Consider the following 13,779-nt stretch of genomic DNA (forward strand, 5'->3'; position numbering starts at 1 on the left):
GTAATCCGAGTGTGCCGGTCGTCACCCGGCCCTGCCCACCCCTTTTGGGCTCACGCTCACGGTGCCGGGCCGGTCGGGCCGGTCGGGCCGGTTGGGACCTCGACGGGCTGCCCCCAGGCGGCGAGCCTCGCGTGGGTGCGGTCGCAGCCGTCAGCCGGCCGCAGCCTGCAGCGCCCGGTCCAGGTCCGCCCAGAGGTCCTCGACGTCCTCGATGCCCACGCTCAGGCGCAGCAGGTCCTCGGGCACGGTGGCCGCCTCGCCCGCGAGCCGGCGACGGCGCTCCAGGCTCGACTCGACCCCGCCGAGACTCGTGGCCGGCACCCACAGCCGGACCGCGCGGGTCAGCGCCTCGGCCACTGCCGCACCACCGGCCGGCCGCACCGTCAGGATCGAGCCGAAGCCGTTCATGAGGGCGGCGGCCCGCTCGTGCTGCGGGTGGGTGGGCAGTCCGGGGTGGCGGACCTCGGCCACGAGCGGGTGCTCGGCCAGCCGCTGCGCCAGCTCCAGGGCGGTGGCCTGCGAACGCTCGACCCGCAGCGCGAGCGTGCGCAGCCCGCGCAGCGCGAGCCAGGCCTCCCACGGCCCGGCGATGGCGCCGCCCGTCGTGCGCCGGGCGTGCAGGCGCCCGCGCAGGTCGGGGTCGTCGGAGACGGCCGCCCCGAGGAGGACGTCGGAGTGCCCGGCGAGGTACTTCGTCACCGAGTGCACGACGACGTCGGCGCCCTGGGCCAGCGGCCGCTGCCCCAGCGGGGTGGCGAAGGTGTTGTCGACGACGGTCAGGACGCCGGCGGCCCGGGCCGCGGCGGTCAGCGCGGGGATGTCGGCGACCTCGAGCATGGGGTTGGTGGGCGACTCGATCCACAGCACGCTCGCCGGCACCTCGCCCGCCGGGGCCAGCGCGGCGACGACGGCGTCGGTGTCGGCGATGTCCACCTCGCGCAGCGCCCCGCCCTCGCGGGCGACCTGCTCGGACGCCGCGTTCAGGGTCGCCAGGTACGCGTGCCGCGGGGCGACGATCGCGGTGCCCGGGGCGGCCAGCCGGAGCACGGCGTCGATCGCCGCCATGCCGGAGGCGTAGACCAGTGCGGGCAGCGTCGAGCCCTCAAGCGCACCGATGGCCTCCTCGAGCGGCAGCCAGGTGTCGGTGTTGTACCGGGTGTACATCATCTCCGCCCCCGGCGTGCCGGTGGAGACGTACGTGCTCGAGAGCACCACCGGCGGGTTCACCGGCTCGCCCTGCCCGCGCGGCGGGCGTCCGGCCGCGACGGCGGTCGTGGCCGGTGCGAGGCCGGCGAGGTCGGGGTGCGTGCTCTCGGTGGTCACCTGCCCAGGCTAGGCCGCGTCGTCGCGGCGACGTCGCGACCGTCCATCGCGGGCTGGTCGGCCGGGGACGACCTCGGGGCCGGTCACGCGGGGACGACCTCGTAGGGCTGGTCGGCCGGGGGAAGACGTCGCGGGGTGGTCAGCGGGGGACGACCTCGCGGGCTGGTCAGCTGACGACGTCCCGACGGCGCAGCCCGAGGAACCCGGCCGTGGCGAGTGCCGCGGCGACGGCCAGCATGATGAGGAGCGGCGCGGCCTCGAGCTCCCCGGCCGGCACGAGCGGGGTGTGCGAGAGCGGCGAGAGGTCCGCCGCCCAGCCCGGCAGGTCCAGCAGGGAGCCGAGGAAGCCGACGATCGCGACCCACACGACGAGCACCCACGCGAGCGCAGCCGCCCGCGGGACCAGCCCGTACAGCGCGACGGCGACCGCTCCGACGAGCAGGACCGCGGGCACGTAGGCCAGGGACGCCGCCGCCAGTCTGCCCACCCACGACCCGTCGCCGGTGACGGCGGCGACGCCGATCCCCACGCCGAGGCCGAGCGTGAGGAGCACGAGCACCGTCTCCACCGCGACGACGGCGAGCCAGCCGGCGAGCAGCCGGGGCCGCGAGCTGCCGGTGACCAGGACCGCCTCCACCCGGCCCGCCTCCTCCTCGGTGCGCAGCCGCAGCACCCCGGAGACCACGAGGGCGACCGGACCGATCACGAGGAAGGAGAGCATGGCGCTCGCGAACGACGTCGTGAGGTCGTCCAGATCCGCCACCCCGAACCACTCGCCGAGGTCGGGTATCTCCTCGATCATGCCCTCGAGCGAGTTCGCCAGCGCTCCGAAGGCGATCGCGAAGAGGAACAGCCCGATCGCCCAGCCGAGGAACGTCCCGGAGACGAGCCGCCGCGCGAGGCCGGCCGGCGAGAGCAGGGACGACGACGCCGACGCCGGTCCCGGCCGGGCGGGGCGCAGCCCGGCCCCGAGGTCGCGCCGCTGGGCGAGGACGACGGCGAGGACGAGCAGCAGCAGGGTGGCGACGGCGGAGAGCGCGAGCGGCCACCACCGCAGGTCGACGAAGACCCGCGTCTGCTGCGCCCACGCGAGCGGCGAGAACCAGGAGAGCCAGGAGCCCTGGTTGTCGATGACGTCGCCCACCCCGCGGACGATGAAGGCCACCGCGAGGACGCCCATGGCGAGGCCGGAGGCAGTGCGGGCGTGCTCGGTCAGCTGCGCCGTCACCGCCGCGACCGCGCCGAAGACCAGGCCGGTCAGCGCCGTCGCGAGCCCCATGGCAGCGGAGTCCACGACCGCCATCCCGGTGCCGGTGAGCGCCGCGACGACGGCGACGGCCACGGCGAGGTTGGCCAGGGCCACGGTGACCAGGGCCGCCGTCGCCGGGGCGAACCGGCCCACCGGCAGGGCCCGCAGCAGCTCCAGGCGGCCGGACTCCTCCTCTGCGCGGGTGTGCCGCACCACGAGCAGCACGCTCATGATCGCCGCGGCCAGGTAGATGTAGAGGGCGAGCTCGTTGGCGAGCATGGCCCCGAACGTGTAGTTGTCGGCGGCGAACAACGGTCCGGTCATCATGACGGCGGACGGGTTGGACAGCAGGGCGGCGCGGGCCTGCAGCGACTCCGGGGTGGGGTAGGTGACCTCGAGCGAGGCGACGGAGCCCGCGACGAGGACGGCGAACGCCAGCGTCCACACGATGATCCGCACGCGGTCGACCCGCAGGAACAGCCGCAGCAGACCGGCGGTGCCGGTCCAGGGCTCCGGACGGGTGTCGACGCTCGGGCCAGGGAGGACGGTCGCGACGCGGTCGCTGGTGGGAGCGGTCATCGGGCCGGTACCTCCTCGGCGGCGATCTCGTCGCCGTAGTGGCGCATGAAGAGCTCCTCCAGCGACGGCGGGGTGATGGTGAGGTTCTCGACACCGGCGTCGGTGAGCAGGCGCAGCACGTCGTTGACGTGGGAGTTGTCCACGTCGAACTGCAGCCGCGGGCCGTCGGCGGCGAGGTCGTGCACGCCCGTGGCGGCGGCCAGCGCGGCCGGGTCGGCGACCGTCGTCACGGTCACGGTGGAGCGCGTCAGGTGGCGCAGCTCGGCGAGGGTGCCGGACTCCACGTCCCGTCCGCCCCGGATGATGGTGACCGTGTCGCAGAGCTTCTCCACCTCGGCGAGGATGTGGCTGGAGAGCAGCACGGTGCGGCCGGCGTCGCGCAGCCTGCGGACCTCGTCGGTGAAGACGGCCTCCATGAGCGGGTCGAGGCCGGACGTGGGTTCGTCGAGGAGGTAGAGCTCGGCGTCGGCGGCCAGCGCCGCCACGAGCGCCACCTTCTGCCGGTTGCCCTTGGAGTAGGTGCGCGCCTTCTTGGTGGGGTCGAGCTCGAAGCGCTCGAGCAGCTCCTGACGGCGTCGACGGTGCGGCTCGCCGCCGTGCAGGCGGGTCAGCACGTCGATCGCCTCGCCGCCGCTGAGGTTCGGCCACAGGCTGGTGTCGCCGGCGACGTAGGCGATGCGCCGGTGGACGGCGACGGCGTCCTGCCACGGGTCCATGCCGAGGACCCGGGCCGAGCCGGAGTCGGCGCGGAGCATCCCCAGCAGCACGCGGATCGTGGTGGACTTCCCGGCCCCGTTGGGGCCGAGGAAGCCGGCCACCTCGCCCGCCCGGACCGTCAGGGAGAAGCCGTCCAGGGCGCGGGTGGTGCCGAAGGTCTTGGTCAGGTCGTGGGTCTCGATGGCGATGTCTGCCATGGGGTTTCCGATCGTGGGTGGTGGTCAGTCTGCCCGCGAGCCGTCGGTGGCCGCGGCCGGGCCGGAGGCGCCGGCCGGCGCACCGGCCGGGCGGGCGGCGAGGTAGCTGTCGAGCAGCGTCGAGTCGGTCAGGAGCGGCTCGGTGTACATCTCCAGGAGCGGGGGGATGATGCGTTCGGAGTAGGCGGCGAGCCACACCGGGAGCTCGTCGAGGTCCAGGTGGTCCTGCTGGGCCGGGAGCTGGAGCAGCAAGGCGCCGAGCGACTGCTCGGCCAGCACCCGGGCGCGGGCCTCGGGGTATCGGCTGGGCCGGACGGTGCCCGCCTCCTCGGCGTCGTGCAGGTAGCCGACGGCGTCCGCGACGATGTGGTCGATGAACTGTGCGGAGACCGCGCCACCGGCCTGGAGGCAGCGGAGCACGTACCCGACGAACGGGGCGTAGCCCTCGATCCGTGCGAGCTGGGCCAGCAGCGCACCGGTGTTGCCCGGCGTGCCGAGCACCGACGCCTTGTCCTGGCGGATCTGCGCGAGCACGTGCTCGTCGCACGCCTCTCGCAGCCCCGTGCGGGAGCCGAAGTGGTGCAGGATCAGGCCCGCGCTGACCCCGGCGTCGGCCGCCACCGCCCGGAGCGGCGCGGACATGCCGTCCATCGCGAAGCGGCGCACGGCCGCGTCCCGGATCCGCGCCCGGGCTGTCAGGTCGGTCGAGCCCGCGCGGGTGGTTGAATGCATGTTCAGTACGCTACACACGTGTTCAGTGGGTGTCCAGAGCTTTGCTCCTCCCGCCTCCACGCCGGGCGCTCCGTGCGGGCCGGCGTCGGTCGGCGACGGTAACCTCGCTGGCGATGGACACCCACCACGCATCCGAGCCCGCCCTCGTCCCCGAGCCGTCCGGCGGCGCGTCCGACGCGAAGGTGCGTGTCGCCGTCGTCTTCGGCGGGCGCAGCGGCGAGCACCCCGTCAGCTGCGCCACCGCCGCGGGCGTGCTGCGCGCCATCGACCGCGAGCGGTACGACGTGCTGCCGGTGGGGATCACGCGGGCGGGGGAGTGGGTCCTGGTGCCCGACGACCCGACCCTGCTCGAGGGCGGCCGCGCCGAGATCACCGCCGCCGACGCCCAGGTCCTCGTCCCGCTCGGCGCCGCCCCGGGGCCGCTCGTGGTGGCCGCCCCAGGGCAGGTGCCGCGCGAGCTCGGCACCGTCGACGTCGTCCTGCCGCTGCTGCACGGCCCCTTCGGCGAGGACGGCACCCTGCAGGGCCTGCTGGAGATGGCCGGCGTGCGCTACGTCGGGTCCGGTGTGCTCGCCTCCGCGGCCGCCATGGACAAGCACTACATGAAGGTGGTCCTGGCCGGCCACGGCCTGCCGGTGGGGCCGTACACGGTCATCACCCCGCGGCTGTGGCGCACCGACCGGGCCCGGGCGCTCGACGCCGTCGCCTCGCTCGGGTTCCCCGTGTTCGTGAAGCCGGCCCGGGCGGGCTCCTCCCTGGGGATCACGCGGGTCGAGCGGGCCGAGGACGTCGAGGCCGCCGTCGAGGAGGCCCAGCGGCACGACCCCAAGGTGGTCGTCGAGGCCGGTATCCCCGGCCGCGAGATCGAGTGCGCAGTCCTCCAGGGCCGCGGCGACGACGCCCCGCGCGCCTCCGTGCCGGGCGAGGTCGTCCTGGACGCGCCGGCCGCCGGGTTCTACGACTACGAGACGAAGTACCTCGACACCGCACCGCTGACGATGTCCGTGCCCGCCGAGCTGCCGGCAGAGGTCGCCGAGCGGGTGCGCACCCTGGCCGGGGAGTGCTTCGAGGCGCTCGGCTGCGAGGGCCTCGCGCGCGTCGACTTCTTCTACACCGACCGTGGCGAGGTCGTGGTGAACGAGGTCAACACCATGCCCGGGTTCACCCCGTTCTCGATGTACCCGCTGCTGTGGGAGAGGTCCGGGCTGCCCTACCCCGAGCTGCTCGACGAGCTCATCACGCTCGCGCTCGAGCGTCCCGCCGGTCTGCGCTGAGGCCTCCTGCGGCGGTGCGCCGGGCTGCGCGAACGGTCCACCCGGTCCGTCGCGGGCGCTTGGGCACGCGCTGATCCCCGGATGCCGCGGCTGCGGGGTCAGTCGTCCCGGTCGTCCCGGTCGCCGTCCCGTGTCATCGCATCGAGCACCAGGTCGTGGATGTCGGTGCTGTGGGTGACGCGCGTCATCGCCGAGGCGCCGGGTCCCTCCGCGGTCACCGGGACGGCCGCCGCGGTGTGCCAGCCGGTCGTCCAGTCGACGGTGATCGTGAGGTCCGTCCCCACGAGAGGGATCACACCGTCCGCCGCCCGGTCGGGGCCGTCGTCGGAGTTCGCCGGGTCGACGGTCTCGCTCGGGTGGGCACGCGTCTCGTGGTCGACGAGGTCGGCGGCGACGCTGCCCGTCCCGTCGACGAGGGTGGGCGCGAGAACTCCCGGCCCGCTCTCGACCTGGTCGAGCGGCCCGCTCTCGACCAGGTCGACCACGAGGCCCCCCGTCTCGTGGTCGCCGACCACCACCACGAGAGTGTCGCCACGGTCGGCCGCGAAGTCACGGACCACCGCCACGGCCGCCTCCAACGCGCGTCCCGCCTCGACCACCATTGCCGCGTCGGCGTCGTGAGCCATGGCGTCGATGCCCTCCTCCTCGAGCAGGAGGAAGAACCCGTCCCGGTCCCGGGAGAGGACGTCGAGCGCCTTCGCCGCCATGACGTGCACCGGGACGGAGGGGTCGTACGCGGCGCCGTCACCCTCGCCGGCGTGCTCGAACATCTCCTCGTTCGCGAACAGGCCGAGCAGCTTGTCCTCGGCAGCGGCGGCGAGCTCGTCGCCGTCGCTGACGTAGGCGTAGCCGAGGACCTGTGCCCGGGCGACGAGGTCACCGGCCGTCCCCCTGCTCTCCTCCGCCGGGTCGGCCGGTGGGTTGTCCCGCCACCGGCCCGCGTCGCCCGCCGGGTACCACCAGTCCTCGCCGCCGCCGAGGACGACGTCGACCTCGCTCTCCTCGAGGTACTGCCGGGCGATCTCGCTGTGGTCGCCGCGGTCGGGCGTGTGCGAGGCGAACGAGGCCGGTGTGGCGTCGGTGACCTGCGACGTCGTCACGAGACCGGTCGCCTTGCCCAGGTCCGCGGCGAGCTCGAGCAGGGTGCGCACCGGGTTGCCCTCGACGTCGACGGCGATCGCCCCGTTGTCGGTGCGCACGCCGGTCGAGAACGCCGTGGCTGTGGCAGCCGAGTCGGTCGCCACGTCGTCGGGGTCGACGGGATCGGTGCGTGCCCAGCCGCGGTACCGCAGCCGGTCCATCTCTAGCACGCCGCCGGGGCCGACGGTCGCCAGCCGGATGAGCTCGCGGTGCGCGGCTCCCATGCCGTCACCGACGACGAAGACGACGTTCCGGGCGGGCCGACCGTCGTCCCGGTCCGCCCCTGCGGCACCGGCAGCGAGGAGCACGACGGCGAGGCCCGATCCGAGCGACCGCAGCGCCGCGGTGCGTGTCGAGCGCATCATCGCCCGCTCTCCCTGTGTCGTGGACGCGGAGTCCGCCGCGGCCTGCTGGCCCTCGCCAGGGCCGTCACGCCCGCGGCCGGCCTGACCGTCCGACGGTACGTCGCAGGACGACGCCGGCAACCGGTGCCCGCCGGTGCGCCCGTGCGTCGTCAGGAGATGTCGGTCGCACCCACGCAGAACCGCTCCGCCGTGCTGAGCTCGACCGCCTCGGCGAGGTCCACGAGGAAGGCCGTCGGCTGGCCCGACACCTGCTCGACCGGCACGACCACCTCGACCGCCGGCTCGCGGCCGTAGGTCACGAAGCTCCACGACCCCTGCCCCTGCCGGGCGTGCTCCGGCAGGTCCGGGTCGTCGCCCTCGAGCGCGATCCAGTCCACGAAGGTGCCGTCGGCGTTCTCGACGTTCAGGCACCGGTCCGTGGTCGGGCCGGGCGGGGTGACGCCGCAGCGCACCGTCACCGCCGGGTCGCCCCAGGCGGTGGTGGCCTGGGCGGTGGTCGAGCGCCGCTCCAGCCCGCCGAGGGAGTCCGGGGTGGCCATGATGATCCGCGCACAGGTGGGATCGGCGGCGAGCTCGCCGGGCGGCAGGTCCGCGGGGGAGGAGCACCCGGCGAGCACGATGCCGGTGGCGACGGCGGCCGTCACGGTCCGCCGTCGCGCACGTCGCCCGCGGATGGGCAGGTCCGCTCGCAGCCGGATGGCGGTGGGACGATCGGGGTCCGGCCGGGTGGAGGGTCGTGCGGGCACGCTGCCACTGTACGGTGACGGGCGTGACCCCCTCCGCCGAGCAGCGCGTCGCCGACCTGGGCGAGGACGAGCTCATCGCCTCCTTCGTGCCGCTGCTTCCGCGCGGGCGGCACACGCTGGTTCCCACCGGGGACGACGCCGCCGTCGTCGCGGCTCCCGACGGCCGGTTCTGCGTCTCCACCGACGTCCTCGTCCAGGACCACCACTTCCGGCTGGACTGGGGCACCGGCGCCGACGTGGGGTGGCGCGCCGCGATGCAGAACCTCGCCGACATCGCGGGCATGGGGGCCGAGCCCACCACCGTTGTCATCTCGATGGTCCTCCCGCCGGACACGCTCGTGGCGTGGGTGCACGACTTCTGCCGCGGGCTGGCCGAGGCCTGCGAACCGCACGGCGTCGGCGTCGACGGCGGCGACCTCTCGGCCGGGGAGCAGCTCGTCGTCGCGGTCACCGTCCACGGCGACCTGGCCGGCCGTGATCCGGTGCTCCGCTCGGGCGCCCGGCCCGGGGACGTGCTCGCCCATGCCGGTTCGCTCGGGCGGGCGGCCGCGGGCCATGCGCTCCTGACCGGCGGGCGGCGCGGCGGCAGCGACGACGGGCTCGTCGCCGACTTCCTGCGTCCGCGGCCACCCCTCGCCGCGGGTCCCGCGGCCGCCGACGGCGGCGCGACGGCGATGATGGACGTCTCCGACGGCCTGCTGCGCGACGGGGGACGCCTGGCCCGCAGCTCCGGCGTCGTCCTCGACCTGGACCCGCTCGCGCGCACGGTGCCCGACGTGCTGGACGCGCTCGCCGACGTCGGAGCCCGCCTGGAGACCGACCCCGCGCAGTGGGTGCTGTCCGGCGGCGAGGACCACGGCATGCTCGCGACCTTCCCGGCCGACGTCGAGCTGCCCGAGGGCTTCCGCCGGCTCGGCGACGTCCGTGCGGCGGACGAGCACCCCGCCGGGACGGTCCTGCTCGACGGCGGGCCGCCCGCCGTCGCCCGTTCCGGTTGGGACCACTTCCGCAGCTGAGCTCCAGGCCGGACATGCGAAAGGCCGCCTCCCCGGTGGGGTGGCGGCCCTTGCGGTGCGCGGCGACGCCGCGGGTGCGTCAGACGGCGCGGGTGACCTTGTCGGCCTTGAGGCACGAGGTGCAGACGTTCACGCGCTTGGGGGCGCCGTTGACGAGGGCACGCACGCGCTGGATGTTCGGGTTCCAACGGCGGCTGGTCCGCACGTGGGAGTGCGAGACGCTCTTGCCGAAGCTCGGGCGCTTGCCGCAGACGTCGCAGGTGGCAGCCACGGTCGTTCTCCTGATCTTCTCGCTGACGCACAGCCGGGTCGACGGTGCGAGGGTTCTGGTGAGCCCGCGAGGACGCAGGCAGGTGCCTGCCCGGGACGGGCAACCTGGAAAGAGTACCCGAGAAAGACCCCGGCCCTCAAACGAGAGGACTGCCGTCTCCAGTGGCGTCGCCCACAGCGTAGGGGGTCGGGCGCCGGTCCGGACAACCCCGGGCAGCCGGTGGGTGTCGTCGTGCGGCGGGTCCGCGTGGTGCCGAGAATGGGGTCGCCGCGACAACGACGACCGGAGGCCTCCGATGCCCCAGCTCTCCCTCAGTGCGACAGTCCTCGACGCCCGCGACCCCCGTGGCCTGGCGCACTTCTACCGCGATCTGCTCGACTGGCCGGTCAGCACCGACGAGGACGGCTGGGTGATGCAGCGGGACCCCGCCGGTGGTGCCGGGCTGTCGTTCCAGCGGGAGCAGCTGCACGTCGCGCCGACCTGGCCGGCCGAGGACGGACGGGAGCAGATGCAGCTCCACCTCGACATCCACGTCGACGACCTCGAGACCGCCGTGGCGCGGGCTGTGGCGCTGGGGGCAAGGCTCGCGTCGTTCCAGCCGCAGGAGCACGTGCGGGTCATGCTCGACCCGGAAGGGCACCCGTTCTGCCTCTTCGTCGAGTGAGCGACACGGGCTCGTTGTCCGCCGGCGACCCGTCCTGACCGTGCGGTCAGGCGACCTCGACGGCCTTCGTCAGCGCGCCGGACGTGGCACGCACGCACGCCGGCAGGTCGCCCAGGACAGCCCGGGCCGGCACGAGGTCTCCGCGGCGCAGCGGTGCGAGTGTGCAACGTAACGTCTCCGCCAGATCGGTGGCACCGACCATGACGGCGGAGGCGTGCAGGGACAGGGCGGCGACGTACGCCTCGCCGGTGTCGCAGGCGTCGACCGCGCCCGACAGCCGTCCGACGCGGGACTCGAGGGTGGCCAGGAAGCACACGACGAACCCGCGTGCGTGGTCCTCGCCGACGTCGGCGCGCAGCGCGCTGAGCGCCTCGGGCCGGAGCCGGCTCACGGGTCCGCCCGCTCTGCGGTCGCTCGTTCGACCTCGCGGCGCGCCCGGCCGGCGACCTCCTGGCGGCGGAGGCGGATGCCGGAGACGACGAGGTAGGCGGCATAGCCGAACAGGGCGACGGCGCCGGCGGTGATGCCGGCCGACTTCTGGTCGCCGTCCAAGGCGTTCGCGAGGTACCCGGCGTAGGGGAGGTGGTAGCGGACGTGGCCGCGGACCTGCTCGACGGTGATCTCCCACGGGTCGGCGACGTCGTTCGCGTCGCCCCGGGTGGTGAAGACGTGACCTTCGGGGCCCTGGGTGATCCCGACGATGCGGTGCGTCACCAGGGTGGGGTCGTCCGGGTACGGCAGGTACGTGATGACGTCGCCCACCCGGAGCTCAGAGGCGTCCTCGTCGCCCTCCACCAGCTCGAGGACGACCTGGCTGCCGGTGGGGATCGCGGGCTCCATCGAACCGGTCAGGATCGTCACCGGGGCCCAGCCGAGGACCCGGGGGAGGACGACAATGCCGAGGGCGAGCAGGACGATCGCGGCCAGGACCAGCCCGAGGACTGCCCGGACGACCATGCGGACAACGGTCATGACGTGGCTCCCGCGGTGCCGGTCGGCTCGTCGCGCGTGCGGTCGCCGCCGTCGAGGCGTACTACGTCCACCCGTACGAGCTCGTCGGTGCCGGTGAGATGGATGCGCACGGTCAGGCGGTCGCCTGCCGGGACCGCGACGGCGAGGCGGGTGGTGCGGTTGGTGGCGGGGAGCAGGTCGGTCAGGGGCGCGGCCGCACCGGTCTCGTCGAGCCCGAGGACCTGCCAGGTGGCAGCGTCGTCCACATCGGCGCGGTCCCACGCGATCTCGACGACGCCGTCCGGGAGGAGGGTCGCGGTCGCTCCGGCATCGGCGGAGCGCTCGTGGGTGGACTGCTCGTCGACGGGTGGCTCGTCGGCGGGCGGCTGGTTGGAGGCCTGCTCGTCGATGGATCCGCCGCTACCGGGCTGCTGCCCGGCCGGCTGCTCGGGTGCGGGCTGCTCGTGGGTGGCCTGCTCGTCCCTGGGTCCGTCGCTACTGGGCTGCGGGTGGGCCGGCTGCTCGAGTGCGGGCTGCCGGTCGACGGGCTGCTCGTGGGTGGGCTCCTCGTCGGCGGGCCTGTCGCTGGCGGGCTGCTCGTCAGTGGACTGCTCGACGTCCGGTGCGGTGTCCTGCTGGCCGTCGGCATCCGGCGAGGGCGCCGGCGACGGTGCGGGGGCAACCGGTGCCACCGTGGCCTGCGGCGCGGGAATGACCTCCGGCGCCGCCAGGGGGGTGGACGCTCGAGCCTTCGGGGCGGCGGACTGGTCCGGGGCAAGGGTGGTCGCCGCGGAGTCGACCGGCTCGAGCCACCACACCAGCCACCACCAGCTGCTGACTCGGTACGTGGTGGTCCAGGTCTTGCTGACGGTCTGCATGCCCTGCGTGGCCGCCAGCTCGGTCACCACGGTCACCGTCTGCCCGGCCAACCGCCAGATGGACGACCCCACCTCTGTCTCGATGCAGATCTTCGCCGAGGCCCCGGCGGCGAAGGCGCGGTCGGCCCCGGCAGGCACCACGACGTCGTCGCTGCCGTCGACGGTCGCCGACCACGCGAGGCTGCCTGCCGGGCACGTGGCGTTGACGGTGGGGAGGACCCGGTAGGTGACGGTCGTGCCGTCGAGAGCCGAGTGGTCGCCCCGTTCGGCGAGCACCCGAACGCCGGCGACCCGCCAGGTCAGCGGTTCGGCCGTGGTGTTCTCGACGACGGCGGAGGTCGCGCCCGGGGTGACCTTCAGGTCGAGCTTCGGCCCCACTGTGACGATCGGGGTCGGGTGGGTGACGACGGAGCGCCAGCCGCTGCCCCCGAGACCGTCTTGAGCAAGGTGCCACCGGAGCTCCCCGGCGCCGTAGGCGGCGCCCGGCCTGGCCGTAGCGGGAACGGTGGCGACGATCGTCGCCGTGAGCGTCTCGCCGTCAAGGGCCTGGGTGACCTCCCAGGTGTTCCGCCCGGTCGCGGGCAGTGCGTTCCCGCGACTGTCGCGGACCGACGGCTGGCCCACCTGCAACGACGGGAATGCCGCCGAGGCATCGAGGGTGAGGCTCGCCGTGAGGAGGTCGCCGACCGCATGGATCCGCACCGGTGCGGTGAAGGTGATCCGGTCGCCTGCGCTCAGGCCGCTCGTGGTCGCGCTGCGCGTGCCGGCGACCGCTACGGTCGGCGTGCCCTTCGCCAGGGCGAGGGTGCCGGTGCTCATGGTCGTCCCCTCGACGGTGGCGACGTCGTACCAGTCCGCGTAGCTGGTGGTGGGGCTAGCGAGCAGGGCGAGCCCGAGGAGGGTCGCGACGGTCACGACGCCCGCGCGGAGCAGCTTTCGAGTCGTCATGTCTGGTCGGTCCCTTCCTGCTGGTAGATCGGTGCTGCTGGTGCGGCGTGTCCCTCCCCGAGGTCCCCTGACTCCGGGGAGGGCGTTGGGTCAGCCGTTCTGGACGGCGCCCTGGCGAACCTCGACGTGGACGTCCGAGAGGGTCGTCGCCACGTTCTGCAGGGCCTGGCCGCTGATGTCGGCGGGGAAGGTCACGTCGAGCTCGATGGCGAAGGTTTGCGGTGCGGTGCTGTCAGCGATCGGGGCGGAGAAGTCCGCCAGCTCGGCGTCGTTGACCGAGAAGGACGAGGCGCTCAGCAGCGCGGCCGCCAGGTCCGCGTCACCACCGCTGAAGACCTGGCCGGCGTCGAAGGACGTGGTCAGTCGCGCGTCGAGCAGATCTCCGGAGGCCTCGACGGTGACGGTCTCTCGGTAGGTGAGGGTCTCACCGGGGATGACGTGGTAGCCGTCGAGCGAGGCCAGGGGCCCGTTCGCGTTGGACCACACGCCGTTGCCGTTGTTGAGCCTGAGCTCGCCGGTGCTGATCTCGCCACGACCGACGGACGTCTCGTCGTACCAGTTCGCGAACGTCGTGGCGCCGCCCGCGAGCAGGGCGACGCCCGCGCCGGCGACGAGAAGCGCCTTTCCGAACTTCGAGCTGGACGACCTGGTGGCGGTGTGTGAGGTGGTCATGGTGGTGTTCCTTCGGGATCAGAGGGTTATGTGCCAACACCCGCAACTCTCGCCGTT

14 protein-coding genes are annotated in these 13,779 nt (G+C 74.1%); 3 read left to right on the top strand and 11 right to left on the bottom strand.

Going from position 1 to position 13,779, the window contains the following annotated elements; genetic code table 11:
- Positions 1 to 150: 150 nt before the first annotated feature.
- The 4 genes from GD748_RS13620 to GD748_RS13635 all read right to left on the bottom strand — a co-directional run bounded on the left by GD748_RS13620 (position 151) and on the right by GD748_RS13635 (position 4,797).
- Complete coding sequence (locus tag GD748_RS13620; protein WP_152195775.1) at positions 151 to 1,323, bottom strand: trans-sulfuration enzyme family protein; 1,173 nt, start codon at positions 1,321 to 1,323, stop codon at positions 151 to 153.
- A gap of 166 nt (positions 1,324 to 1,489) precedes the next feature.
- Positions 1,490 to 3,151: an ABC transporter permease gene (locus tag GD748_RS13625; protein ID WP_226921373.1), complete on the bottom strand. Its 1,662-nt coding sequence runs from the start codon at positions 3,149 to 3,151 to the stop codon at positions 1,490 to 1,492.
- Positions 3,148 to 4,065 carry an ABC transporter ATP-binding protein gene (locus GD748_RS13630; protein ID WP_152195776.1) on the bottom strand — a complete coding sequence of 306 codons (918 nt, stop codon included), beginning with the start codon at positions 4,063 to 4,065 and terminating at the stop codon, positions 3,148 to 3,150. The genes GD748_RS13625 and GD748_RS13630 overlap by 4 nt, the downstream gene beginning before the upstream one ends.
- 24 nt (positions 4,066 to 4,089) lie before the next feature.
- On the bottom strand, positions 4,090 to 4,797 hold the full coding sequence (locus GD748_RS13635) for a TetR/AcrR family transcriptional regulator (RefSeq protein ID WP_152195777.1): 708 nt from the start codon (positions 4,795 to 4,797) through the stop codon (positions 4,090 to 4,092).
- A gap of 113 nt (positions 4,798 to 4,910) precedes the next feature.
- Between GD748_RS13635 and GD748_RS13640 the strand changes: the two genes are divergently transcribed.
- Positions 4,911 to 6,071: a D-alanine--D-alanine ligase family protein gene (locus GD748_RS13640; RefSeq protein ID WP_152195778.1), complete on the top strand. Its 1,161-nt coding sequence runs from the start codon at positions 4,911 to 4,913 to the stop codon at positions 6,069 to 6,071.
- Between the two features lie 98 nt (positions 6,072 to 6,169).
- Here the strand turns inward: GD748_RS13640 and GD748_RS13645 are convergent, their stop codons facing one another.
- Together GD748_RS13645 and GD748_RS13650 are read right to left on the bottom strand one after the other, a co-directional pair.
- Entirely contained in the window at positions 6,170 to 7,576 is a 1,407-nt protein-coding gene (locus GD748_RS13645; protein ID WP_226921375.1) for an alkaline phosphatase, read from the bottom strand.
- A gap of 149 nt (positions 7,577 to 7,725) precedes the next feature.
- The gene (locus tag GD748_RS13650; RefSeq protein ID WP_226921377.1) at positions 7,726 to 8,322 is read right to left on the bottom strand and encodes a DUF3515 family protein; all 597 of its coding nucleotides are present in this window, start codon (positions 8,320 to 8,322) and stop codon (positions 7,726 to 7,728) included.
- Between the two features lie 23 nt (positions 8,323 to 8,345).
- On the opposite strand from GD748_RS13650, the gene GD748_RS13655 reads away from it, so the two are divergent.
- A complete protein-coding gene (locus GD748_RS13655; RefSeq protein ID WP_152195779.1) occupies positions 8,346 to 9,338 on the top strand; it encodes a thiamine-phosphate kinase in 993 nt (330 codons plus the stop codon).
- A 79-nt stretch (positions 9,339 to 9,417) separates the two neighbouring features.
- Here GD748_RS13655 and rpmB read toward each other — a convergent pair whose 3' ends face one another.
- Positions 9,418 to 9,609 (bottom strand): 50S ribosomal protein L28, encoded by a 192-nt coding sequence (gene rpmB / locus GD748_RS13660; protein WP_098484684.1) that lies wholly within the window; start codon positions 9,607 to 9,609, stop codon positions 9,418 to 9,420.
- A gap of 295 nt (positions 9,610 to 9,904) precedes the next feature.
- Here rpmB and GD748_RS13665 point away from each other — a divergent pair, with 295 nt between their 5' ends.
- Entirely contained in the window at positions 9,905 to 10,273 is a 369-nt protein-coding gene (locus tag GD748_RS13665; RefSeq protein ID WP_152195780.1) for a VOC family protein, read from the top strand.
- A gap of 46 nt (positions 10,274 to 10,319) precedes the next feature.
- Here the strand turns inward: GD748_RS13665 and GD748_RS13670 are convergent, their stop codons facing one another.
- The 4 genes from GD748_RS13670 to GD748_RS13685 form a co-directional block, all read right to left on the bottom strand.
- Positions 10,320 to 10,664, bottom strand: a complete 345-nt coding sequence (locus GD748_RS13670) for a hypothetical protein (RefSeq protein WP_152195781.1) — start codon at positions 10,662 to 10,664, stop codon at positions 10,320 to 10,322.
- Positions 10,661 to 11,245 carry a signal peptidase I gene (locus GD748_RS13675; protein WP_152195782.1) on the bottom strand — a complete coding sequence of 195 codons (585 nt, stop codon included), beginning with the start codon at positions 11,243 to 11,245 and terminating at the stop codon, positions 10,661 to 10,663. Before GD748_RS13675 ends, GD748_RS13670 begins: the two co-directional genes overlap by 4 nt.
- Entirely contained in the window at positions 11,242 to 13,050 is a 1,809-nt protein-coding gene (locus tag GD748_RS13680; RefSeq protein WP_152195783.1) for a hypothetical protein, read from the bottom strand. The genes GD748_RS13675 and GD748_RS13680 overlap by 4 nt, the downstream gene beginning before the upstream one ends.
- Before the next feature lie 90 nt (positions 13,051 to 13,140).
- Complete coding sequence (locus GD748_RS13685; RefSeq protein WP_152195784.1) at positions 13,141 to 13,722, bottom strand: alternate-type signal peptide domain-containing protein; 582 nt, start codon at positions 13,720 to 13,722, stop codon at positions 13,141 to 13,143.
- Positions 13,723 to 13,779 lie beyond the last annotated feature (57 nt).

This window comes from Georgenia subflava, from assembly GCF_009193155.1.
Taxonomy (GTDB): Bacteria; Actinomycetota; Actinomycetes; order Actinomycetales; family Actinomycetaceae; genus Georgenia; species Georgenia subflava.